Origin of the sequence: Argonema galeatum A003/A1 (assembly GCF_023333595.1) — a bacterium.
GTDB lineage: Bacteria > Cyanobacteriota > Cyanobacteriia > Cyanobacteriales > Aerosakkonemataceae > Argonema > Argonema galeatum.
In genome coordinates, this window is sequence record NZ_JAIQZM010000004.1 from 137,941 (window position 1) to 160,416 (window position 22,476).

The following is a 22,476-nucleotide window of genomic DNA, read 5'->3' on the forward strand; positions in this document are numbered from 1 at the left end:
ACGTACCTAATACCAGTCTCAGTCAAAAATACTAGGCGATTAAAAATCGCGGCTTGCGCGTACTCTCGTTTGCAAGGCAAGGACTTAAGCCTGACGAGAGTACGCGCAAGCCCCAGCATTTCTAGGCTGTGGGCGATTGGCTATCGGTTTTTGCCGCTAATACAATTCTGATTCAATCTGATCGAACGGCACAAAACTTTCTTGGGGCAACAATATCGGCTTGTTAGCAAAAATCAGCTTACCCCTCAGCGTTATTCGATTAATAGCTACACCGATGGGGCGCTCCACTAGCTTGGGATGGGCCTGATAGTAGGCTCGGTAAATCTGTCGGGCGGCTTGAAGTAAAGCTGGATCTGGTAACACTGGGAAATCTTTCTTGTCTCCCTTAATTTCTACCTTTTGCTTTGACGCTTGTACCACTAACCTATCCTTGTTTTCTAAGCTAGTTTTTAATGGATTTGTCTGCATATAACAAGAACTGCCACTTTTGGCGAATAGATTAGATTAGTTTTGGGGATTTTCTAGCGCTTGGAGCAAAGCATCTCCCATCGCTCGGCAACCTACAAACGTCATACCATCAGACATAATGTCGCCGGTACGATAACCATTGTCCAACACTTGCAGCACTGCCTGCTCTATTTTGTCTGCGGCTGTTGCTTGATTTAAACCATAGCGCAGCATCATCGCAGCGCTGAGAACTTGAGCTATTGGGTTAGCTTTATCAAGACCTGCAATGTCGGGGGCCGATCCGTGGACGGGTTCAAACACACCAGGCCCAGAAGCTCCTAAACTGGCAGAGGGCAACATACCAATACTACCCGTTAACATGGCGGCAGCGTCTGAAAGAATATCGCCAAAAAGATTGCCGGTGACGATCGTGTCAAACTGTTTGGGGGCCCGCACTAGCTGCATGGCAGCATTATCGACATAAAGATGACTCAGCTCGACATCCTGATATTCTGATGCTAACTGGATGATGCGATCGCGCCATAGCTGAGAAACTTCCAACACATTCGCCTTATCCACCGAGCAAAGTTTACCGCCCCGTTTGCGAGCTGTTTCAAATGCTACCCGTCCAATCCGGTCTATTTCGCTTTCGGTGTACGCCATCGTATTCACCCCCCGCTTTTCCCCGGTTTCGGTAGCAAAAATTCCCTTGGGTTGTCCAAAGTAAATTCCCCCCGTGAGTTCTCGTACCACCATGATATCAACGCCCTCAACTACTTCCCGCTTCAATGTGGAGGCGTCAATCAGCTGGGGTAAAATTTTGGCCGGTCGCAGGTTGGCAAACAACCCCAATCCAGCTCGCAGTCCCAGCAGTCCGCGTTCTGGACGCTGATGAGATGGTAGACTATCCCACTTCCAACCCCCAATTGCCGCCAGTAGAACGGCATCGCTTTGGCGGCAGATTTCCAAAGTCTTGGCCGGTAAGGGTTCGCCTGTGGCATCAATTGCACCACCGCCGATAAGCGCTTCCTCAAACTCAAAGGTTAGGTTTTCTTGCTGACCCACCGCTTTCAGCACATCTACCGCGACTGCCATAATTTCGGGGCCAATCCCGTCTCCGGGTAAAAGGGTGATGCGGTATTGCTGCTGTGTCATCGATCGTTCTGTTTCAAAGTGATTGCCTATTTATTTTTGCATTGCGGGTGCTGGAATGGGCAATGGGCAATGGGAATGCTCAGCTACTGCTCTATTTCACTAGATGGTTGCACTCGCGATCGCAGCTGTTCTATATTTTCCTCCCAATTGGCTCCGTCGAAGGGAATGATGCGAAATTTTGACAGCACGTTGCCATCCAGACATAGCACATTCACATCGAAGTCGTTGGGATGCGATCGCGGTCGATAAAAGCTGTGAATGCCACAAATACTGCAAAACATATGTTTGGCAACGCCTGTGTTAAATCTGTAGGTTGTCAAAACATCGTCACCACTTAGCATGGTAAACTTTTCTGGTGGCACAATCAGATGCAAAAAACCCTTTTTTTTGCAGATAGAACAGTTGCATTCGTCGGCTTCGTGCTTGTCAACAACCACCCGAAAGCGAACTGCACCGCAGTGACAGCCACCTTCGTAGGTTCCAGGTTTTTCTTGGGTCATTCGATGAAAAGATTTTGGATTCTAGGATTTTGGATTCTAGGATTTACACCACGGATTCATCCGTGGGCTGGAAACCAATAATTTATTCTTAATTTTATTTAGACTTTATTTTACCATAGGTTACGCTTTTTTCACCACTTTATGAAAAACTTACATTAAATTAACACTACTAAGTAGGTGGGCATCATTAAACGTAAAACTGCCGCGTACTTAGAAACCCGGTTTCTCCAAGAAACCGGGTTTCTGGGTATCTACAGCTTTGTAGGTTGGGTTTCGTGCCTCAACCCAACCTACAAAGAAATGGCGAAGGTATTGTCCAAGAAACCGGGTTTCTGGGTATCTACTTATTGCCTGGTATGCAAACAATCTAAAAAATACAGTAATTTAGAAACCATTCTCATCAATCAGCTTCAATAAAGAGTCTAAAGTCTTCTCAAAGTCAGCCTCTAGCTGTTGTCTCATAGAGGATAGATCTTCAGATAAAAATAGATTCTCAGTTTCTCTAGTGAAAACTTCTAAGATATTTTTTATCGCTTGCAACCGGGCGGCAAGATTTTTGATCATCTCCCATTTTTCGTTGGAAAATTCACTCATAAATAAATCTAGCTAAACAACTAAGATAAATTGTGTATATTTCATCAAGGATTTGCTGTCAGGGCGTAATCTTTCCCAAAAACATTGAGTCTGCCAAAGACTTGACGAACTTGTTTATCTTAAATCTCAAAAATTAAATATAGTTTATAATAAGGTTAAAGTTTGTTTTTTAAACTTATCAGCACTAAGAGCCTGTCCGAAAAATCCTAAAAAAGCGTTGTTGCCTTACTATAAGGCTCTACGCAGCTGTGTTCATCTGGGGTTAAAAATATTTTAAATCTACTTTTTCCCAATTTATAGACTTTGAACATCTTAAAAAGGGCTCCTTCGAGTTACCGGAAGCGATCGCCCCGATCGACTAGAATGAAGTAAGTTCAGTCTTTTCGGCTATAAATGAAAACTTACGATTGGATTGTGATCGGCGGCGGTATAACAGGTGCGGCACTAAGCTACGAACTAACGAAAAAAGGCTTTGACGTACTATTATTAGAACAATACGCTACTCATGCCCCACAGAATGCCACTCGCTATAGCTACGGCGGTCTGGCATACTGGTCTGGGACAACAGAATTGACTCGCCAACTCTGCGCGGAGGGAATCGATCGCAATCGCATTCTCTCCCAAGAGTTGGACATCGATACCCAGTTTCGGGAATTAGACTTGATCCTGACTGTTGATGTCGATGACGACCCCGAAAAAGTGGCTGCTGCTTATAGCCACTTCGCGATTCCGCCCAGGTTACTCAGTGTAGAAGAAGCTTGTGCGATCGAACCACTGCTGAATCCCGATGCTATTAGCGGTGCTTTGACAGTCAAACACGGCTACATCAACCCGCAATTAACTGCCGAAGGCTACTGTCAAGCGGCGATTCGCGCTGGGGGAGAGAGGCAGATTGGGCGGGTGTTGGGATTTATACAAGAAGGCGATCGCATTTTGGGAGTAAAAACCAACGCCGAAACTTACCACAGCGCCAATGTTGTCGTCTGTGCCGGTGGTTTTAGCCGACAGTTACTCAAAGATGCTGGTATCTCAGCACGTCTGTACTTTACTCATGCCGAACTGATAGAAACCCCTCCAGTTGATATCCAGCTAAACACCTTAGTGATGCCAGCCCAGATGAAACGCTTTCAACTAGAAGCCCAGGCTAGCACATCAGAAATTGATAATTTATGGGATGAACCCGGTCACGAACCAGTACCGCCAATTTTAGACGCTGGGATTGTTCAGTTTAAAGATGGCACAATGAGGCTGGGACAAATCAGTCGCACTCTCACCGACCCCTATGCCAAAATAGATCCACTTGCGAGTGAAGCTGCCATTCGCGCCCAAGTGGGGAAAGTGTTACCCGCGTTGGGGAAGCTGCCGGGAACGTGGCATCACTGCTTGGTTGCTTTCAGCCACAATCGCCTTCCTGTAGTTGGTAAGCTACCAGGAGTTGAAGGCGTTTACATATTCTCAGGATTCTCCAATCCTCTGGTATTCGTACCGCCCCTAGCCCAGCGATTTGCTGCCCATTGTGCGGGAGAAGAAGACCCCATCATCGATCGGTTAGCGATCGCTTTTTGATTAGTATTTACGAATGACCATTGACCAATGACCATTGACCAATGACCATTGACCAATGACCATTGACCAATGACCATTGACCAAAATCTTTCTAACCCTAAGCTTATGCAATTAAGAATTATCGCGATCGTAGCACTGTTGTCTCCCCTTTGGTTAGCAACTTTTGCTCAAGCCCAAAACACCGAACCACTTAGGTCACAAAGACAGACAACTCAAGCTCAACCAACAGCAGAACAAGTTCTTAACGCTTGCGTACAAGACCGTGCAGACACCCTGCCAATTCCTTTCACCGATGTGTCGCCCAACGACTGGGCTTTCAAAGCAGTAATGAACTTATATTACTGCGGTGCGATCGGTCCCAATACTCCACCCGAAGTCATAGAACGGCTGAGAAACAATCAAAGAAAAGCAGATTTTTCAAGTTAATGTAAAACTGCTGCGCCCAAAGAAACCCGGTTTCTCCAAGAAACCGGGTTTCTGGGTAGTAAAACTGCTGCGCCCACCCAGTTAGAAACGAAATTCAGTTCGCAAATTGCCTATAAACACAGTGGGATTATCATCAAAGTTGTTAATATTTTGGATGATATAAAAAGCTGGAACAATGGCAATATTCGGACTTACCGGGTAGAAGTAATTCAATTCAATGTCGTATTGAGTACCGCCATTGCCACCACCCGCCACCAAAAACTTGCGACCATCTAAAACATCATAGGGTATAACAAATGACACCGTTGCTAGAGCCCCTGGCTTGCCCAAGTCTGGGAAGGCAAGTCCAGCCTGGATATTTTGTGCATTGATATCTCCTTCTTCCCTGTTATCTGCGATCGGCTCTATGTGGGTACTCGAATAGTAATAGCGTCCGAAGATACCAAAATGCTTGGTAATCAACCAACTGAGGTTAACACCGAAGGTATCGGAAGTTGCATCGTGAACGCGCCCGCCAAAACCATCATCTGCCGTCCCAACAACAGGCTGAAAGGCAATTTGACCATTTTGATTTTGGGGAAGATTAGAACGCTGATACAGCAGGCGAATGTTGGCAGTTCTAGAGGGTTTAAATGTTAGTTCAGCCGTTATTGTATCGGCACCGTTAAACAAACCTCTGTTTGGATCGGATGCTGGGCGAGTACCGGAGAAAAATTCAATATTTTCCACCAGATAGCCAGCCCGAAATTCAAATTGCTTGCTGAGGTTCCACTCTACGACAGCTCCAGAACCGCGCTTGGTGTAAGTTAAAAGGGTACTGTTAATTGAGTTAAAAGTACTTGCACCATTGATTGGAATGGTGAAAGGATTGCCGTCAAAGTGGCGATAAAAGTTTATCCTTGGCCCAACCGTCACGCGCAACTGATCGCCAACTGGAAAGCTGTAGAACAATTCGGCTAGTACCACATCATTTTCAGTCGGGCCAACCGTTTGATCGAGAAAAGGTGTACCTGTGGTGTTGAACTGACCCGCCGAAACAAGCAGATTCGCTGGGGAAAATCCATTTCCAGCCCCTATCCGAGTTACGAGTGCGTCTTTCCCGGTGAAGGAAGTGTTGAACGTTAACCACGCTAGATAGCTGAAGGTGGTTTCGGGGTTATCTTCTGTTCGGACAAACGGTGTACCGTTCGGAAGGCGCTGGGTGGCGAAAACGTTAAATCCTTCGGCCCTCACACGATCGCCCCCACCAATAGTGGCGTTTGTGATGTTGAAGGAAACAAAACCACCTAGTTTGGTGGTGGTAGAAAATTGCTGGGCTTCCAGTCGAGCTGTGCGTGCTTCCAGTGCGTCCACGCGACCGCGCAGTGTGCTGAGTTCAGCTTTAAATTGCTCTTGCAACCGTCGTAGCGTTTCCATGTCCTCTTGAGTGACTCCGCCGCCGCCTGCTGCGGCAATTAATTCTTGTATTCGGTTTAGGCAAGAATTTAAGCCAGCGGCAAATTCGTAGCGAGTCAGGGCGCGGTTGCCGCGATAAGTGCGATCGGGATAACCTTCAATACAACCGTAGCGTTCTACCAGAGATTGCAGTGCTTGGAATGCCCAGTCGGTAGGTTGAACGTCAGACAGCTGAGAAACCGAAGTCACCTGCGCCATGCCGCCCTTTTGCACCGGAACTGGTTGGGAATTAGTTGCTTCCCCAGACAGCTGTGAAACGGGTGTCACCTGCGCCATGCCGCTGTTTTTCATCGGAACTGGTTGGGGATTAATTGGTTCGCCAGACAGCTGTGAAAGGGAAGTCATATCAAATCCGTCTGCGTCGGAATTGTTCGTTTTTCCCCTCTGCCCCTCTCTCCTTCTCCCCTCCCCGTGGGACGGGGAGGGGTTGGGGGTGGGGTTGCCCCTCTGCGGCCATAATGATTCAGACACAACCGGAAACGATATCATTTGGGCGATCGTCTCATTTTTTACCGCATTGGCGGGAACTGACTGGGGATTAATTGGTTCTCCAGGATGGGAAACAGAAGCTGCCGGTGTCTTTACCTCATCCTTTAAAAGTTTGGTTGAAACTTGTTGGCGATGAATTGAATCCAAGGAGAGAACGCTGGCGGGAAATCCCATTAACTCTGTACCCAAGTCAATGGCTTCCTCCTGGAAGTTGCTGCTGGGTAGCTCAACATTCTCGTGAACTTCCTGTGCTAGAGCCGAAGTAGAAATTACACAGCCAGCCATTAAAATTGCTGGGCTGACTAATAAAGCCTGCCAAAAAAGTTTTTGCATTTTTCCTCACACCTCAACACCATTCAATAGCGCCACCTTACCAAAGTCGAATCGCGCCAGTATGTTATATTTGCTACGCAAAATTTTACGAGCGTTTGGTTATCGTCCCGCACATCCCTTGCCAGTCAGTAGGAAAACAGTAGCATTATGATAGAAAACTGGGATGATCTCGCGTGGAGTGACTTTAATTGATGAACATAACGACTGGCAAAGCACTTCAAAATGGCAAGTACGTTCTTGATGCCGCTATTGGCCAGGGTGGATTTGGCATCACCTATAAAGCCACCCACACCTATCTCGGTCAAACTGTTGTGATCAAAACTCTGCATGATAATCTTCGCCGCCACGAAGATTTTGACAGATTTCAGGAGCAATTTATCGCCGAAGCCCAGCGACTAGCAAAATGCCAGCATCCTAACATTGTCAGGGTGCTGGATTTTTTTGAGGAGGGTGGGCAGTCTTTCATCGTCATGGATTATATTCCAGGGCCAACGCTGGCCGAATCGATTAAACAAGGTCAGCCCTTAGCTGAAGCCCAAGCTATTCACTACATTCGTCAAATTGGCTCAGCTTTAAGCGTTGTTCATCACAATGGGCTACTGCATCGGGATGTTAAACCTCAAAACATCATCCGACGGGAAGGAACAGAGTCGGTAATCCTGATTGATTTTGGAATTGCCCGCGAATTTACGCCGGGAGTTACTCAAACTCATACGGGTATTTTGTCAGCTGGGTATGCGCCGATCGAACAATATCTACCACGAGGTAGGCGCAGTCCAGCCACGGATATTTATGCTCTGGCGGCGACTCTCTATTGCCTGCTAACGGGTCAACCGCCTGTGCCAGCAGCGTTGCGCGATCGCATTCCCCTGCCGAACCCAAGGCAACTCCGCCCCAATCTCAGCCCAGCCGTTGAGCAAGCGATTTTGCGGGGTTTAGATATGGAAGCCGATCGCCGTCCGCAAACTGTTGCCGCATGGTTAAATCTGCTGCCCAATACAGCATCCCAGATCGGCGAACCCACGCTATCCTTTTTCTCCACCACTCAGCCACCGACAAATGGCGAAGTCGAACAGGAGCCTTTTAATGGCCAAAAGACATCCAAACGTTGGGGAATAAGAATTTTAGGAATTACGGCGGGACTGGCGGCGATCGTCGGGACAAGTTTCGGCTTAACGCTGCGCTTTGGTAACGCTGGAAAACCCCTGTTGCAGCAAGAACAGTCTTTTCCACCCACCAATAACTGGCCGACGGTAGAACCCACGACTCCACCGTCAGCAACTCCAGAACCAAAGGAGCGATCGAACTCTGGGATCGACTCGCCACCAAATTCGCGATCGAACTCTCAACCAAACATCCCTGTCGTTAAGGAAAACTCCACAACCGGAACGCGACGTTCTAGACTAAAATTGAGAGTCCGATCGTATCCTGTACCTCAGAAACCTTCGCCCCAACCAACGGCAACCCCTCAATCGGCTCTAGCACCAGTCGCACCAATGCCAACAATTTCGCCAGAGCCAGAAGCACCAATTCAGCCTGCTGTTGCTACTCCCACGCCCATTCCTGCTGAGACTCCCGCCGTCACAGAAGCGCCAGCAACCCAAGCCGCCCCTCCTGTGACTCCAACCAACCCCGAACCAGCACCAGCTACGGAGCCATCTAATTCCCAACCGCCAGTTGTCCAGCCATTACCTCCAATACCCGCCTCAGAATCCGTAGCCCCATCTGTGGAACCATCTCAACAGCCTTAGTCGGTTTTGGATCTCAGGCAGGCGATCGGATCTGCAAGCTATAATTTGGGCGGGTAGAAACCATAAAAATATTCAATGAGTCATAATCTCGTTCATGCCTTTTTTGTCGGCAGAGCGGTTGCCGACGCCCTCTACGAGCAGCTAGAGCAAGCCTTTACCAACACCCTGAGCGAACTTGGCAAATTTGATGCCGAGCAACGCGAGCGGATGCGGGAATTCACCGAGCAAGCTCTAGAACGAGCTAACCGAGCCGAAGAAATTGCTGTGCGGGGGCGAACCACTACTGCGATCGTCCCCCTGGGTTCGCAACCGACAGACTTGCAAGCAACGATTGATGAACTTAGGGCAGAAATTGCTCAATTACGGTCAGAATTGCAACGCTATCGCAGCCGTTCTGTTTAAAGCTAGAAAATAACCTGATGCTCTAGTCCTACGGTTTCAAACCGTGGGATTCTTGTTTGTTTAGATGCGCTTTTTGTGTGCTGAAAGTCTAACCATCCTCGATCGCAAACCCCCTTTAATGCGCGACGCCTGTATAGTATAGAAGAGACGGCGGTTTTAGCCGTTTGCGATCGATCCCACCCCTAAAGGAGTGGTTTTTGTAAGTGGATTTTTATAAAGTTCTAAACCTAAGTGTCTGCCCTTCCTGATGATCCGGTTATGCCGAAGCGAGATAAAAGTCGTCCGTCTTTCGAGAAGGGCGAACGTGGCGAAGGTGTTGCCCCCCAGAAGGAAATAGCCTGGTCGCGGGCTACAGCAAAATCCTATAGTGAAAAAGCCTACCGCTGGAATCGAGAAAATTACTCTAGTCAGCGCCGCTTTTTGGACATTTGGGGTTTCGTTTTAACTCTAATGTCTCAGCTATGGCTCGATAGTAAACCTTGGAGCTATCAAGGTGGAATAACGGATGCCAAACGAGCCATAAGACGCCGAAAACAAGCCATCTGGATTCGAGAAACTTTTCTGGATTTGGGCCCGACTTTCATTAAAGTCGGTCAGCTGTTCTCCACCCGTGCGGATTTGTTCCCCGCCGAGTATGTGGAGGAACTCACCAAGCTGCAAGATAAGGTGCCTGCCTTTAGCTACGAGCAAGCTGAGGCCATCATCGAACAGGATTTGGGCAAAAAAGTACCCGAACTTTACCGCAGCTTTGACCCAATTCCTCTAGCCGCAGCTAGCTTGGGACAGGTACACAAAGCCCAGCTGCATTCGGGTGAAGAAGTCGTGGCGAAGGTGCAGCGCCCCGGTCTGGTGAAGTTGTTTACGATCGATTTGGAAATTCTCAAGGGAATTACTCGCTACTTCCAAAATCATCCCGATTGGGGTCGCGGTCGAGATTGGTTGGGAATTTACGAGGAGTGCTGCCGCATTCTGTGGGAAGAGATTGATTATCTCAATGAAGGTCGCAATGCCGATACCTTCCGCCGCAACTTTCGCGGCCAGGATTGGGTAAAGGTGCCTCGCGTTTACTGGCGCTATACCTCCCCACGGGTATTAACTTTGGAATACCTGCCGGGGATTAAAATCAGTCACTACGAAGCTCTGGAAACGGCTGGGCTCGATCGTAAGGCTTTAGCTAAAATGGGTGCCACAGCTTACCTGCAACAGCTGCTCAACGATGGCTTCTTCCACGCTGACCCTCACCCAGGAAATCTTGCCGCCAGCGCAGAAGGTGCCCTGATCTTCTACGATTTCGGCATGATGGGCAAGATAAAGACCAACGTTCGCGAGCAGTTGATGGAAACGCTGTTTGGCATTTCCCAAAAAAATGCTGACCGGGTTGTTTCCTCTCTGGTGAACTTAGGTGCCCTCTCCCCTGCTGATGATATGGGGCCGGTGCGGCGATCGATCCAGTATATGCTGGATCACTTTATGGATAAGCCGTTTGAAAATCAGTCTGTGAGCGAAATTACTGATGACCTTTATGAAATTGCCTACGACCAGCCGTTTCGCTTCCCAGCTACCTTCACTTTTGTGATGCGAGCTTTCTCAACCCTGGAGGGTGTGGGGAAAGGTTTAGATCCGGAATTTAATTTTATGGAAGTTGCCAAACCTTTTGCAATGCAGCTTATGAGCGATGGAAATGGTTTCGATGCTACTAATAGCCTGCTGGGAGAAATAGGCCGTCAAGCGGCTCAAGTTAGCAGTACGGCTTTAGGCTTACCCCGCCGGATTGAGGAAACCCTAGAAAAGCTAGAGCGGGGCGATTTGCGCGTGCGGGTGCGTTCCACCGAAACAGACCGGGTTCTGCGCCGCCTCAACAGCTCGCAGACGGGAACGACTTATGCTTTAATAATCAGTGCTTTTACGCTGTCAGCAACTATCTTACTGGTTCATGATAAGGTAGTGCTGGCGGCGATCGCTGCTTTGATTGCAGCTGCTGTGGCTGTGGCTTTAATCCGGCTGCTCCGACGGATTGACAAATCGGAGCGTATGCTCTGATTCCCGTTCTATTTCTGATGTTAATCCCTAAGTTGTCAGCAACCCCCCACTGAAGTGCGGGGGCTTTAGGCATAAAACTGACGACAATTAAATATTTGACGCGGGTTAAAACCTGCGAGTTGTGTTTCCTGTGCTAGCTAAAGATACGCGGTTTCCAGACTCCCGGAGGTTTTTAGATGAAAAGTCGCTGCACGGGTCTTTCTGACCCCGGACTCGTTCGTCCGGTGAACCAGGATGCTTTTTATATTGACCCGGATGGGCGATTCTTTATCGTGGCAGATGGGATGGGCGGACACGCCGGGGGTGAAGAAGCAAGCTGGATCGCTACCGACGCGATTAAGTCCTACTTAAACGAATATTGGGATTCTCAAGAGGAATCCCCAGTACTGGTGGAGGCAGCTTTCTGGAAGGCAAATCAGGCTATTGTCCAGGATCAGCGGGAACACCCAGAACGATCGGATATGGGCACAACGGCGGTGGTAGTTCTGTTCCGAAAGGAACAGGCTTTAGTAGCTCATGTGGGTGATTCTCGTCTGTACCGACTGCGAGCCGAAAAGCTGGAAAAAATTACTGAAGATCATACTTGGGTGGCGCGAGCTCTCAAAAGTGGTGTCCTCAGTCCGTCACAGGCTAGGGTTCATCCTTGGCGGCATATGTTATCTCAATGTGTGGGGCGCGAGGATTTAGGTCAGGTGGAGATACAATCCCTGGATGTGGAAGTGGGCGATCGCCTCCTGCTGTGCAGCGATGGACTGACGGAAGAACTCTCCGATCTCGCGATCGCTTCCTACCTCCAGTCACCTTTGTGTGAAACAGCCGCTATGGATCTCATTGAGGCTGCTAAGGAACAAGGCGGTCGAGACAACATCACGACGATCGTTGTGGCCATTGAATAGTTTATCGATAAGCAAAATTAATCATTAGCTCGAAGAACGAATAAATTTAGCTGGGTAGGTATATCTACCCAGTTTTTTGTTCATTCTGAGCAATTTTGAGTTTTAGAACTTGATAAAAATACCATTAAGCGCTAAAGAAGTTCCGGAATGATAGATCTATCTTTTGGATTGAGAAGTATCAACTTAGGAGGTATGGGCACTTTGTCAAATGATTGTTATCTTTTGTAATATGAGGCAGTAACCAAACAGTTCTGCCCAGCCCTTCTCCAACTGGCCCTTTTACAACCGATAAGCCATCGCTATATCTTTCTTAGGAGTTAGTTATGAATTCACCAATCGAACTGTCTCTCGAACAACAATTCAGCATCTTTTCCTTTAAAAATCAGGTCGAGAAAATGAACCACGAGCAAGCGCAGGAATTTTTGGTTAAGCTCTATGAGCAAATGATGGTAAGGGAAGCGACTTACAAGAATCTCCTGAAGCACCAATGGGGTTTAGAACCAACTGCTCAGTTTGAATAGAAATGAATAACGTCGCAGTCGGCGACCTCCTTCTCTTGCTTTGTTCCTTAGGGGAAAGAAGCTGGGGATGCTGGGGCGTCAACTTTATTTGTGGGGTTTGTTTCCAGACTGGTCTGGTTTCAAAGACAAGGATCGATCGACTTACGATCTAAGTTGGAAGTAAGATCTTTTATTTTTCATCGCGCACGGGCAATAAAACCCACTGCGTTGGGTTGTAGGGTTATTAAGAAATATGGGTCTAGAGGAATTATTATGCTAATGTTCAATCTTGTTCATTTTTGTTGGGACACGGCATCATAAGTGTGTCGGTCATACAAAAATTTTAATTATGCCGTGTCCCAACAGCAGCATATTCGATCGGAAAGAACCAAAAATATGGAAATTATTTAACTGTTGCTAGCCGCTATAGCAACAGCTTAGCGGGAATAGTTCGCGACTGACGGATTTTTTAGCGGCAACGCGATATATGATATCAGGTTACTGAAACCACCCCACGCTTAGAAAGCGGGGGGTTCTAATCGGTGACCAATTAGTCTTGTAGGTTCAAGGATGAATTTCCTTCCAGTTTCGTGACAATCTGGGGCTTTATCTTCTCGAATTGGGCATTAAGCAGCTCTTTACTCATCTTAGGCGAGCCTACCGACATCAATGTCTGACTGGTCTTAACCCACTGTTGTAGCAATTGGCATTGGGAGGGGGCTATCCTAACACTCATGGCGTGCATACAATTTTTATGTTCCTCCAAAGCAAATAACAACACCCAGTAGCGACCTTTTTCCCCTAACAGTTTTGTCATCTCTTCGCCTTGGGCGGTTTTCATATCCAAGTAGCAGCGAAGCCACTTTGGGCCTGCTTCGCGAGTGTAAAGCGCTGTAATCCACATCAGCATGGGATGGGGAGACATTAAAAATAAGAATTGATTGTAGCGTTTGCAAACATGACGCTTCTGAATATCTTCTTTTTTTAACATCACCCATAGAGTGGCCAAAGTTTCCAGGCTAGCGGATAAGGAATGAGCAAACACAATTTGGGCTAGAGGTTTGTTGCTCGGCCAGGTTTGTTGTCGAACGAGACTCTCGATTTCATCAAGCGAGGGGGGATGCTGGGATTTTGATGGGGTTGCTACCGGCTGGAGTTTTGATGGGATTGCTAGGGCATGGGGTTTTGATTCCGTTGCTAAGGGCGCGTTAACCGGGGTTGGTTCAATGCGCTCACCGAGTTGCCTACCCGTATGGAAGCGTTGTTCTAAAGGTTCCAACGCTTTGAGGATTTCACCGACATCGTTGGGGCGGGAGCCCGGTTCCTTTGCCAAGCAGCTCATCACCAAATTTTCCAACGCCTTTGGCACTTTTAAATTTGGGTTAACTGACTCAAAAGAGCGCGGTTGCTGGAAGTGATGGACTTTGTACCAACCCCCAAACGAGTGAGTTTCGGCCTGTAGAGGCATCTTACCCGTGAGCATTTCAAACATCAGCACGCCCAGACTGTAAATGTCCGAACGATTGTCAAGTTCCTTTCCTTCCATTTGTTCTGGAGAGGAATAAGCCAAAGTGCCCAAATAATAGCTCGTTTGATCGCTGTCTGCCTGACGCAGTTTAGCAATCCCAAAGTCAAGAACCTTAGCCAACTGTCCAAGACTGGCGTCTTGAATTACCAAAATATTGCTGGGTTTGATGTCTCGGTGGATAATGGGGCAGATTTCGCCGTCTACAGGGATACCTTGGTGGGCGCACTCCAATCCCAAAGAGATTTGGCGTGCCAGAGCCAAAAACTTAGGTAAAGTAATAGCGCGGGAGCGAATAACTTCGCTAAGGCTCTCTCCCTGGAGGTATTCCATGACGTAGAAGGGGGTTTTATTCTCGTCTACGCCATAATCCATCACTCTGACAATGTGGAGACTTTTTTGGCCTAACAAAGCACAGGTTTTGGCTTCTCGCTCAAAGCGCTCTTGCAACCGCAACTTCGGATTTTGAATCGTGAGAGAAAGAAACTTAACGGCGACGGGTACGCCTCCCAGTAAAACATCATTGGCGCGATAAACCCGACCCATAGCCCCGGTTCCCACCAACTCCACAAGCTGATAGCGATTGTCAAGTAAGCGACCAATGTTCGGATCTGTCATTGCGATCGAGCTCCACCTACAGAAGGAGCGTTAAAGTAATATATCTGCCGGTAAGTTGTCTCACAACCGGGTTGTCAGGGGGGTTTATGCAGAATTTTGATTATGCCAGCGCATTCTAGTTAAACCCGCCCTAACCCTGAGATGGAAAAAAGGGCGTGAATCATTGCCCCTCCGCAAGATGCGAAACTGTACTGGCAAATGATGCAATCCCTGTTTTTGGGACACCCTAACAGAGCCTGTGAGGGGCCTCAACCTCCTTCCCAATAACTAAGCTTTGCCGATAAAGTTTAAGGGTGGAACTAAAATCTAACTCCACTCTGTCTGGTAAACTTTACGGCTTAGCGTCGAACTCAGTTGAACTAACAACACGATCTACTATTCAAGGATAATTCGATTCTGGCTGACGCTCCAACGTTGCTTCCATTGTGCTGGTCAAATAATGGCCTGCCAGAATGCTGCTGGAAATATAGTATTGGTTTTCAGTTACCCGATGGAGTGTTTCAAAGCCACTGCGGCGCTGACGATCGCCCAGCACCCAGTAGCGCTGCACGATTGATTCTTGGGCAATCCAGCCTTCTCCTTCAACTCGTCCCAGCAGACTGTGTTGCAGTACAAAAGTATACTGACGTTCGCCACCATCCAGACGCCCTCGATATTGGAGGGCAATTTCTTCGCGATCGCTGTCTGGAAATACCAGCTTTGTCACCATTGTGAACCAGTTGTCGCGACCCCACGCTACCAGGATTAGCCCTTTGACATTAACGGGCATACCGTTGCGCTCAAGCCAATTTCCCTGTAGCCTCCAGCGCCCAGCCTCAATTAAAAAGGTGTGAGACACGCCTCTATTCCTTGCCTTGATTGCTCACTGCGCGATCGCAAGACTCTATGCTAACACGCAGTGGTTCCAGTCACTTGGTGGATATCCCCCAGAAGTACGTCTTTTTGGGCACCAGTTACTTGCATCAGATTACCAGGTATGCCTATATGCCGCCAGTAAGCTAAAACTGCAAAGGCGATCGCTTCCTTATACTCCGCATCCAACCCGACTTCATCAGTTGTCAGTACCGGGATTGGGGATTGGGAAAATTGCCTATAACCCATACCCGATGTTTCATGCTCATCTGCTGAGAAATAAGCTTGCAATCGTTGTTTTAAGTATAGGTTGCGACTGCCCCCACCGCACAACAACACCATGTCGGGCAGATTGGGCAAGAAACTGCTGTAGCTGCGAACGATCGAAGCAACCGTAAGTTCGGTAAGCGTTGCCAGCAGGTCCGCCGAACTAAGCTGGTAGTTCTCGGCATCTGCCATACAGGCTTTAAAGAAGTCTGCTCCGAATAGTTCTCGACCTGTAGATTTGGGAGGCGGCAGCTCGAAGAAGTTATGCTGGAGCCATTTCTCCACTAGGGGTATACAGGGAGCGCCAGTGGCAGCCCAAGTGCCATCTTTGTCGTAGGTTTTGCTGCCACTCGTTAAATGCTGTACCGCCAGATCCAAGAGGGCATTTCCGGGGCCGGTATCCCAACCGCGCACGCTTTCGAGCCAGTTGCCCTGACGAGCTGGTAAATAAGTGACGTTGCCGATCCCACCAATATTTTGAACGCAGCGATGTTCGGTGGGGTGACTCAGAAGAAAGGCATCTATACGCGATACCAGAGGCGCACCTTGACCTCCGACAGCAATATCCGCTACCCGAAAGTTGCTCACTGTACTAATGCCTGTTAATTGGGCAATGACCTCGCCTCGTCCTAACTGAAGGCTGTATCCCAGTTTGGATTTTGGATTTTGGTTTTCTTTTAATCCAAAATCGTCTTTGGGTGGGCGGTGGTAAACTGTTTGCCCGTGGGAGCCTATCAGCTGGGCTGGGGTACTAGAGGCTTGAATAGCTAAGGCAGCTTGGGCGAAGGAAAGTGCGATCGCATCATCTAATTCCGCTAACTCTGCCATTGAAAGAGCTGCCCCAGCGCAGACGGCTAAAATTTTTTCTCTGAGGGTAGCTGGGTAGGGGTAGGTTGCCCCAGCAATAAGCTCGGCTTTTAGATCGACATCTTTACCGGAAATTTCTACTAAAGCGGCGTCGATGCCATCCACTGACGTGCCGCTGATTAAACCAATTACACGAACCATTCGATTTTAGATTTTAGATTTTAGAATTTAGATTTTAAATTATACTTTGCGCGGCCTGCGAGCGGACATTTTGGCTCGACCGTCTTCATGGCGGACGTAAAATGTAGCAAAGAAAACACCAATCTCTAGCAAACAAAAAACTAATGACTACGAACCAAGACCAACCACAAGAAATCGCTGCACGACTTTCTAACATTGATGAGCAGCTAGAACAGATAGCCGATGATCTCGATCTAATTCGCACGATCCAAAATGCCAACCGCAGGGAAATACGGGCTTTGTCACAGACCACTGCACGATTAGAGCGAACCGTTACCCAGTTAGCCAGCATTGCACGCGACCACCAGATGGCTCTACGGATAATAGAGCGAGATCGCGAGGTGTTTCAGGCTGAAATTCGGCGCATCTGGGAATATTTACTCAGACAGGGCGGTAACGGCAACGCGCCGCCCAACAGTTGAGGAGCGCCACGATGTTACCAATTGTCAATCTAAAATTATTTAGAGTTTGACTTTTCAGTGGCAATGACGTGCAAATCCACGTCTTTGAGATATTGCACTAATTTCTGGACAAGGGAACCATGCCAGAATAACTCCCAACGAGATTTCTGGGATTGTCCGAGTACCACTTGAGTAATATGATACTTGCGGGCAGTTTCTGCGATCGTTTGGGCAACGTCAGTAGTGTTCAGTCGTAAAAACTCGCCCTCATATTGGCGGCAAATATGTTCGCACGTTTCAATATGTAGACTTTCTTGTTTGGTGAGGAAGCGTTCTGGATGTGCTACAAACAGCACGTAAAGGCGAGCGTGCAGCTGTGTGGCAATTCGAGCGCCTCGTCTGAGCAGTTGTATTGAGTTAGGATAAGTCGATACGCAGACCAGAACGCGATCGCGGACATTGCAGAAGCGATCGTTTTTAGCCGAGTTTTCTGCATCCTCTTCAATATTGTCCGCTACTTCCCGTAGCGCTAACTCCCGTAGAGCGACTAGATTGCGACGTTGAAAGAAGTTTTCTAGAGATTGTTCTATTTTTTCAGGAGCATATATTTTACCTTCTTGTAACCTTTCTTGCAAAGTTTCTGGCGTCACATCTACGACCACAACTTCGTCAGCTTCATCGAGAATGCGGTCTGGAATGCGCTCCCGCACTACAACACCAGTAATTTTTACTACTATCTCGTTGAGACTGTCGATATGCTGAATGTTGACAGTCGAAAAGACATCAATGCCAGCTGCTAAGACCGCTTCAACGTCTTCGTAACGCTTTTCTCGTAGCGAATCAGGTACATTAGTATGGGCGAGTTCATCGATGAGTACTAGCTGAGGCTGACGGGCGATAATAGCGTCTGTGTCCATCTCCTGTAAGGCGACGCCTTTGCGAACAATTTTTTGTTTGGGGATTACTTCAAATCCTCTAGCCTTTTGTGCTGTTTCTTCGCGACCGTGGGTTTCCAATAAACCGATGACAACATCAATCCCTTGTTCCTTGACTTGGCGAGCCTCTTCTAACATACGATAAGTTTTGCCGACACCGGGAGCCATCCCAATAAAGATTTTGTGTTTACCGCGACGGCGGAAATGCTCGTAAAGCTTATCCGGGTTGATACCCGGAATGTGGGAATCGTTTGTGATATCGCTGGAATGAATCATATAGCTAGGGACTAGGGGCTAGGGAAAGAAGGGTTTAAAATCCGCCAACGTTTCAGGAATTAATAATGTCTTAACCGCCCTGGCGATTGCTATATCTTGTCCGGTACCATCGTTAGTGTAAGATTGATATCCTCAAATTGTTTGTTTTCATCGGTGGTTAAATTTTTTACCACAGATGAAGAGAGATGAACACAGATAAACACAGATAAGAGTGGTATTTTTTTAGGAAAGCGATGCCACAGTACATGATATTATTGGTCATTTGCTGAAATCTCAAATTAGTCATTTGCCCCACTACCAGATTGTAAAGTATCCAAAGCCAGATTTAGCTTGAGAACATTGACACCCGGTTCGCCGAAAATGCCCAGAAATCTATCATCTGTATATTTGGGAACGAGAATCTCAACCTGGTTAGTAGGAAGCGATCGGGCCTGTGCCACTCGTGCAATTTGCGATCGGGCCGACTGCACGCTAATATGGGGGTCTAAGCTAGATCCAGAAGTATAAACCATATCCGCAGTTGGTTGGATATTTGCTTGTTTTAGTTTCGCTACATCGGTTTGAATACGTTTGAGCAAATCAGGATCTTCTGGTTTTCTATTATCTTTAAGCAAAGCTTGCGTATTGCTGGGAGCAAGATTGCTAGCGCCAGATGTACCAGTTCTTTGAGCTATATTATCTGGATTTTTGGGATCGAACTCGGCAGCAGGAAAACTGCTGTAGTTAGTGGTGCTGGGACGACTCCAAAAATATCGGTCAGACGAAAAAGGTTGACCGATCAAAGCCGAACCGATCGCTTGTCCCTCAGCGTTTTTAATCAAGCTGCCATTTGCCTGATATGGAAAAACGATTTGACCCGCCAATACCATAACCAGAGGATAAATTATTCCGGTAAGGAGCCAGAAAACAAGCGTGACGCGAATTGCTTTTACAGTTTCTCGAAAGATAGACATATAGCTAGGGACTAGGGGAAGAAGGATCTAGAATCAAGGGTTTTAGGAATTAAGAATGTCATAACCGCCTGGGCGGTTGCTATACATGAGCGAAATACTGAAATTCTCTGTTGTTATCGTTGGTTAATTTTTTACCGCAGATGAAGACAGATGAACGCAGATGAACGCAGATATGAGAAGGAGAATTTTTAGGCACTGTGTCTTACCGTATTTGATATCAATTCTTCAATCTAAAATCCAAAATTTAGAAGCGTTCGGGCTGGAAAATCACAACAAAAACGTAAATCGAAAGACCCAGAGTTACCAAACCCAGCATACCAAGAGCCCAGGCAGAACGGCGATCGATCTCTGTACCCGCTGCCGCATAAACAGCCGGAGCAATTACCAGATTCAAACACATTAGCAAAAACAACTGAATTGGCAAAGGTCGCCTGCGCCATTGCGCTTTTAGTAACTCAACGCCTTCCTTAAAATCTCTGGGTAAAAAGCCATCAAACAAATCAATTCGCTTCATAATTTTTTCTTCTTCCTTCGCGTACTAAAACTGCCGGTTTAGAAACCCGGTTTCTCCAAGAAACCGGGTTTCTAGGTGTACCTACTACTTTAAGCTTTGTAGGTTGGGTTGAGGCACGAAACTAGGGCAAATGCGTTGGGTTTCGCTGCACTCAACCCAACCTACAAAAAAATGGCTGCCGGTTTAGAAACCCGGTTTCTTGGAGAAACCGGGTTTCTGGGTGCAACTACTTTAAGCCAAACCAACAGATGCAATCAGGACATCGATAACCTTAATGGCAATAAACGGAGCAATCACACCTCCCAATCCATAAATTAAGATATTGCGCTGCAAAAGCTGATTAGCTGTCAGCGGCCTAAACTTAACACCAGTCAGCGCGATCGGAATAAGAGCCGGAATAATCAAAGCATTGTAAATCAGCGCCGACAAAACCGCAGACTTAGTACTCGCCAAACCCATAATATTGAGACTTTGAATACCCGCAGAAGCAAAGATTACCGGGATAATGGCGAAGTATTTAGCAATATCATTAGCAACCGAAAACGTAGTCAAAGCACCGCGAGTAATTAACAATTGTTTGCCGATTGTCACCAAATCAATTAACTTAGTCGGATCGGAATCCAAATCCACCATATTCGCCGCTTCTTTTGCCGCTTGGGTGCCAGAGTTCATCGCTACCCCCACATTTGCTTGCGCCAAAGCTGGGGCGTCATTGGTGCCATCGCCAGTCATGGCCACCAGTTTGCCTTCCGCCTGTTCGCGTTGGATGACGGCGATTTTGTCTTCCGGTGTCGCTTCGGCGATAAAGTCGTCTACGCCTGCTTCTTGGGCGATCACAGATGCGGTAATGCGGTTGTCGCCGGTTAGCATAACGGTACGGACACCCATGCGTCGCAGTTGGTCGAAGCGATCGCGAATTCCCGGTTTGATAATATCTTTGAGATAGATGATGCCGTAGATATCATTATCTTGGCAAACCGCTAGAGGAGTTCCCCCCAGTCGCGAAACTCGTTCGTAAGCTTCTTCTAAGTCGGGTGCTAATTGTCCGCCGCGAGAACGAACAAAACCTTTAACAGAGTCTACAGCTCCTTTTCTCACCTCGCCGCCATCGGGTAAGTTTGTTCCACTCATGCGAGTTTTGGCAGAAAACTCGATTCCTTCTGCTTTGGTGCGATCGAAATCCACCGCCGCGCCTAACTTCTCAGCTAAGCGGACGATCGACTTGCCTTCCGGCGTCTCATCAAATACGCTTGCAGCTAAAGCAACTTGGGCAACTTCCTTCATAGGATGACCGTTTAACGGGATAAATTCCTCAGCTAAGCGGTTGCCCAGGGTGATGGTTCCTGTCTTATCTAATACCAGCGTGTTGATATCGCCGCAAGCTTCTACCGCCCGTCCCGAAGTCGCAACTACGTTAAATTGGGCAACTCGATCCATCCCGGCAATCCCAATGGCGCTCAACAAACCGCCAATTGTGGTAGGTATTAGGGCTACCAGCAGGGCAATCAAAATTGCTACGCTGACGGGACTGTTTACATAGCTAGCGATGGTGGGGAGTGTAGCGACAACAATCAGAAATACTTGGGTGAGAACTGCCAGGAGTACGGTGAGGGCAATTTCATTGGGCGTTTTGCTGCGTTCTGCGCCTTCTACCAAGGCAATCATGCGATCGATAAACCCTTTTCCAGGATCGGCAGTAACTCGGATTGTGAGTTCGTCAGAGATAATTTTAGTGCCGCCAGTGACAGAACTTGCCATATCAGAACCGGGTTCTTTCAGTACTGGTGCCGATTCGCCCGTAATTGCCGATTCATCGACAGATGCTACACCGGCAATTACTTCGCCGTCAACGGGGATGACATCACCGGAAACTACTTTCAGTAGATCGCCCCGACGCAGGGTAGTTGAACTTACTTCCTGTACTGAGCCATCGGGTAAGAGTTTTTTAGCGATCGTATCCGATTTAGTCGATCGTAGCGCATCAGCTTGCGCTTTACCCCGTCCTTCCGCCACCGCTTCCGCAAAGTTGGCAAATACAACGGTGAAGAACAAAATTACCGCAATTAAACCGTTGAACAACCGCAAATTTTCACCTGGTACTGCGCCAAATAGGTATGGATCGATCGCTAGCAGTGCGGTGATAATAGTGCCAACCCAAACGATAAACATGACTGGGTTTTTTACCTGAACTCGCGGGTCAAGCTTCACAAAAGATTCCCGCACAGCTCTTTGGTAAAGCCCTTTTGTATCTACTTTCGGCGTATGTCTGCGCGAGTCTCGTCGTCCTTGGGGGGTGCGTCTGGGAGGATTTGTCATATAGCTAGGGGCTAGGGGCTAGGGGAAGAAGGGTCTAGAATCAAGGGTTTGGTGGAATTAAGAATCTCTTATCTGCGTTTATCTGCGTTCATCTGTCTACCCTACGGGAAGGCGAAGCGCCTACATCTGCGGTAAAAATTTAACCAACGATAACAACAGACAATTTAGGGAACATTTAGCAGAACTGAAAGCTGTCGAACTTTCTGAGTAATATCATC

Annotated in this window: 20 protein-coding genes; 8 read left to right on the plus strand and 12 right to left on the minus strand. The window is 47.7% G+C overall.

Annotated features, from left to right (window positions below; genetic code table 11):
- Positions 1-156 precede the first annotated feature (156 nt).
- From LAY41_RS06685 to LAY41_RS06700, 4 genes are all read right to left on the minus strand, one after another.
- A complete protein-coding gene (locus tag LAY41_RS06685) occupies positions 157-468 on the minus strand; it encodes a hypothetical protein (RefSeq protein WP_249095557.1) in 312 nt (103 codons plus the stop codon).
- 36 nt (positions 469-504) lie between these two features.
- Positions 505-1,602: a 3-isopropylmalate dehydrogenase gene (gene leuB / locus LAY41_RS06690; protein WP_249095560.1), complete on the minus strand. Its 1,098-nt coding sequence runs from the start codon at positions 1,600-1,602 to the stop codon at positions 505-507.
- 83 nt (positions 1,603-1,685) lie between these two features.
- The gene (locus LAY41_RS06695) at positions 1,686-2,102 is read right to left on the minus strand and encodes a GFA family protein (protein WP_249095563.1); all 417 of its coding nucleotides are present in this window, start codon (positions 2,100-2,102) and stop codon (positions 1,686-1,688) included.
- A gap of 384 nt (positions 2,103-2,486) precedes the next feature.
- The gene (locus tag LAY41_RS06700; RefSeq protein ID WP_249095565.1) at positions 2,487-2,696 is read right to left on the minus strand and encodes a hypothetical protein; all 210 of its coding nucleotides are present in this window, start codon (positions 2,694-2,696) and stop codon (positions 2,487-2,489) included.
- A 393-nt stretch (positions 2,697-3,089) separates the two neighbouring features.
- Here LAY41_RS06700 and LAY41_RS06705 point away from each other — a divergent pair, with 393 nt between their 5' ends.
- Positions 3,090-4,262, plus strand: coding sequence for an NAD(P)/FAD-dependent oxidoreductase (locus LAY41_RS06705; RefSeq protein WP_249095567.1), 1,173 nt, complete (start codon positions 3,090-3,092; stop codon positions 4,260-4,262).
- Between the two features lie 69 nt (positions 4,263-4,331).
- Complete coding sequence (locus tag LAY41_RS06710) at positions 4,332-4,688, plus strand: S-layer protein (protein WP_249095568.1); 357 nt, start codon at positions 4,332-4,334, stop codon at positions 4,686-4,688.
- Positions 4,689-4,769: 81 nt separating this feature from the next.
- Here LAY41_RS06710 and LAY41_RS06715 read toward each other — a convergent pair whose 3' ends face one another.
- A complete protein-coding gene (locus LAY41_RS06715; protein WP_249095570.1) occupies positions 4,770-6,965 on the minus strand; it encodes an iron uptake porin in 2,196 nt (731 codons plus the stop codon).
- A gap of 191 nt (positions 6,966-7,156) precedes the next feature.
- Between LAY41_RS06715 and LAY41_RS32205 the strand changes: the two genes are divergently transcribed.
- The 5 genes from LAY41_RS32205 (at position 7,157) to LAY41_RS06740 (ending at position 12,575) form a co-directional block, all read left to right on the plus strand.
- Positions 7,157-8,716 carry a serine/threonine protein kinase gene (locus tag LAY41_RS32205; protein ID WP_275973945.1) on the plus strand — a complete coding sequence of 520 codons (1,560 nt, stop codon included), beginning with the start codon at positions 7,157-7,159 and terminating at the stop codon, positions 8,714-8,716.
- A gap of 75 nt (positions 8,717-8,791) precedes the next feature.
- Complete coding sequence (locus tag LAY41_RS06725) at positions 8,792-9,118, plus strand: DUF6825 family protein (protein ID WP_249095572.1); 327 nt, start codon at positions 8,792-8,794, stop codon at positions 9,116-9,118.
- A gap of 258 nt (positions 9,119-9,376) precedes the next feature.
- Positions 9,377-11,158: an ABC1 kinase family protein gene (locus LAY41_RS06730; protein WP_249095574.1), complete on the plus strand. Its 1,782-nt coding sequence runs from the start codon at positions 9,377-9,379 to the stop codon at positions 11,156-11,158.
- A 176-nt stretch (positions 11,159-11,334) separates the two neighbouring features.
- Complete coding sequence (locus tag LAY41_RS06735) at positions 11,335-12,054, plus strand: PP2C family protein-serine/threonine phosphatase (protein ID WP_249095576.1); 720 nt, start codon at positions 11,335-11,337, stop codon at positions 12,052-12,054.
- Positions 12,055-12,377: 323 nt separating this feature from the next.
- Entirely contained in the window at positions 12,378-12,575 is a 198-nt protein-coding gene (locus LAY41_RS06740; protein WP_249070726.1) for an NblA/ycf18 family protein, read from the plus strand.
- A gap of 529 nt (positions 12,576-13,104) precedes the next feature.
- Here LAY41_RS06740 and LAY41_RS06745 read toward each other — a convergent pair.
- The 3 genes from LAY41_RS06745 to LAY41_RS06755 form a co-directional block, all read right to left on the minus strand.
- A complete protein-coding gene (locus LAY41_RS06745; RefSeq protein ID WP_249095578.1) occupies positions 13,105-14,697 on the minus strand; it encodes a serine/threonine protein kinase in 1,593 nt (530 codons plus the stop codon).
- Between the two features lie 379 nt (positions 14,698-15,076).
- On the minus strand, positions 15,077-15,535 hold the full coding sequence (locus LAY41_RS06750; protein WP_249095579.1) for a hypothetical protein: 459 nt from the start codon (positions 15,533-15,535) through the stop codon (positions 15,077-15,079).
- Positions 15,536-15,585: 50 nt separating this feature from the next.
- Positions 15,586-16,824, minus strand: coding sequence for an anhydro-N-acetylmuramic acid kinase (locus LAY41_RS06755; protein WP_249095582.1), 1,239 nt, complete (start codon positions 16,822-16,824; stop codon positions 15,586-15,588).
- Positions 16,825-16,967: 143 nt separating this feature from the next.
- Between LAY41_RS06755 and LAY41_RS06760 the strand changes: the two genes are divergently transcribed.
- Positions 16,968-17,285: a hypothetical protein gene (locus LAY41_RS06760; RefSeq protein ID WP_249095585.1), complete on the plus strand. Its 318-nt coding sequence runs from the start codon at positions 16,968-16,970 to the stop codon at positions 17,283-17,285.
- 35 nt (positions 17,286-17,320) lie between these two features.
- On the opposite strand, the gene LAY41_RS06765 is transcribed toward LAY41_RS06760, so the two are convergent.
- The 4 genes from LAY41_RS06765 to kdpB all read right to left on the minus strand — a co-directional run bounded on the left by LAY41_RS06765 (position 17,321) and on the right by kdpB (position 22,258).
- Entirely contained in the window at positions 17,321-18,475 is a 1,155-nt protein-coding gene (locus LAY41_RS06765) for a universal stress protein (RefSeq protein ID WP_249095588.1), read from the minus strand.
- Between the two features lie 278 nt (positions 18,476-18,753).
- Positions 18,754-19,428 carry a K(+)-transporting ATPase subunit C gene (gene kdpC / locus LAY41_RS06770; protein ID WP_249095591.1) on the minus strand — a complete coding sequence of 225 codons (675 nt, stop codon included), beginning with the start codon at positions 19,426-19,428 and terminating at the stop codon, positions 18,754-18,756.
- A gap of 244 nt (positions 19,429-19,672) precedes the next feature.
- On the minus strand, positions 19,673-19,942 hold the full coding sequence (locus tag LAY41_RS06775; RefSeq protein ID WP_249095594.1) for a potassium-transporting ATPase subunit F: 270 nt from the start codon (positions 19,940-19,942) through the stop codon (positions 19,673-19,675).
- Positions 19,943-20,173: 231 nt separating this feature from the next.
- Complete coding sequence (kdpB, locus tag LAY41_RS06780; RefSeq protein ID WP_249095596.1) at positions 20,174-22,258, minus strand: potassium-transporting ATPase subunit KdpB; 2,085 nt, start codon at positions 22,256-22,258, stop codon at positions 20,174-20,176.
- Positions 22,259-22,476: the final 218 nt, after the last annotated feature.

Bases quoted from the DNA above. Each gene is read 5' to 3' on its own strand.
- LAY41_RS06685 (WP_249095557.1), bottom strand. From the start codon at position 468: ATGCAGACAAATCCATTAAAAACTAGCTTAGAAAACAAGGATAGGTTA.
- leuB (WP_249095560.1), bottom strand. From the start codon at position 1,602: ATGACACAGCAGCAATACCGCATCACCCTTTTACCCGGAGACGGGATT.
- LAY41_RS06695 (WP_249095563.1), bottom strand. From the start codon at position 2,102: ATGACCCAAGAAAAACCTGGAACCTACGAAGGTGGCTGTCACTGCGGT.
- LAY41_RS06700 (WP_249095565.1), bottom strand. From the start codon at position 2,696: ATGAGTGAATTTTCCAACGAAAAATGGGAGATGATCAAAAATCTTGCC.
- LAY41_RS06705 (WP_249095567.1), top strand. From the start codon at position 3,090: ATGAAAACTTACGATTGGATTGTGATCGGCGGCGGTATAACAGGTGCG.
- LAY41_RS06710 (WP_249095568.1), top strand. From the start codon at position 4,332: ATGACCATTGACCAAAATCTTTCTAACCCTAAGCTTATGCAATTAAGA.
- LAY41_RS06715 (WP_249095570.1), bottom strand. From the start codon at position 6,965: ATGCAAAAACTTTTTTGGCAGGCTTTATTAGTCAGCCCAGCAATTTTA.
- LAY41_RS32205 (WP_275973945.1), top strand. From the start codon at position 7,157: ATGAACATAACGACTGGCAAAGCACTTCAAAATGGCAAGTACGTTCTT.
- LAY41_RS06725 (WP_249095572.1), top strand. From the start codon at position 8,792: ATGAGTCATAATCTCGTTCATGCCTTTTTTGTCGGCAGAGCGGTTGCC.
- LAY41_RS06730 (WP_249095574.1), top strand. From the start codon at position 9,377: ATGCCGAAGCGAGATAAAAGTCGTCCGTCTTTCGAGAAGGGCGAACGT.
- LAY41_RS06735 (WP_249095576.1), top strand. From the start codon at position 11,335: ATGAAAAGTCGCTGCACGGGTCTTTCTGACCCCGGACTCGTTCGTCCG.
- LAY41_RS06740 (WP_249070726.1), top strand. From the start codon at position 12,378: ATGAATTCACCAATCGAACTGTCTCTCGAACAACAATTCAGCATCTTT.
- LAY41_RS06745 (WP_249095578.1), bottom strand. From the start codon at position 14,697: ATGACAGATCCGAACATTGGTCGCTTACTTGACAATCGCTATCAGCTT.
- LAY41_RS06755 (WP_249095582.1), bottom strand. From the start codon at position 16,824: ATGGTTCGTGTAATTGGTTTAATCAGCGGCACGTCAGTGGATGGCATC.
- LAY41_RS06760 (WP_249095585.1), top strand. From the start codon at position 16,968: ATGACTACGAACCAAGACCAACCACAAGAAATCGCTGCACGACTTTCT.
- LAY41_RS06765 (WP_249095588.1), bottom strand. From the start codon at position 18,475: ATGATTCATTCCAGCGATATCACAAACGATTCCCACATTCCGGGTATC.
- kdpC (WP_249095591.1), bottom strand. From the start codon at position 19,428: ATGTCTATCTTTCGAGAAACTGTAAAAGCAATTCGCGTCACGCTTGTT.
- LAY41_RS06775 (WP_249095594.1), bottom strand. From the start codon at position 19,942: ATGAAGCGAATTGATTTGTTTGATGGCTTTTTACCCAGAGATTTTAAG.
- kdpB (WP_249095596.1), bottom strand. From the start codon at position 22,258: ATGACAAATCCTCCCAGACGCACCCCCCAAGGACGACGAGACTCGCGC.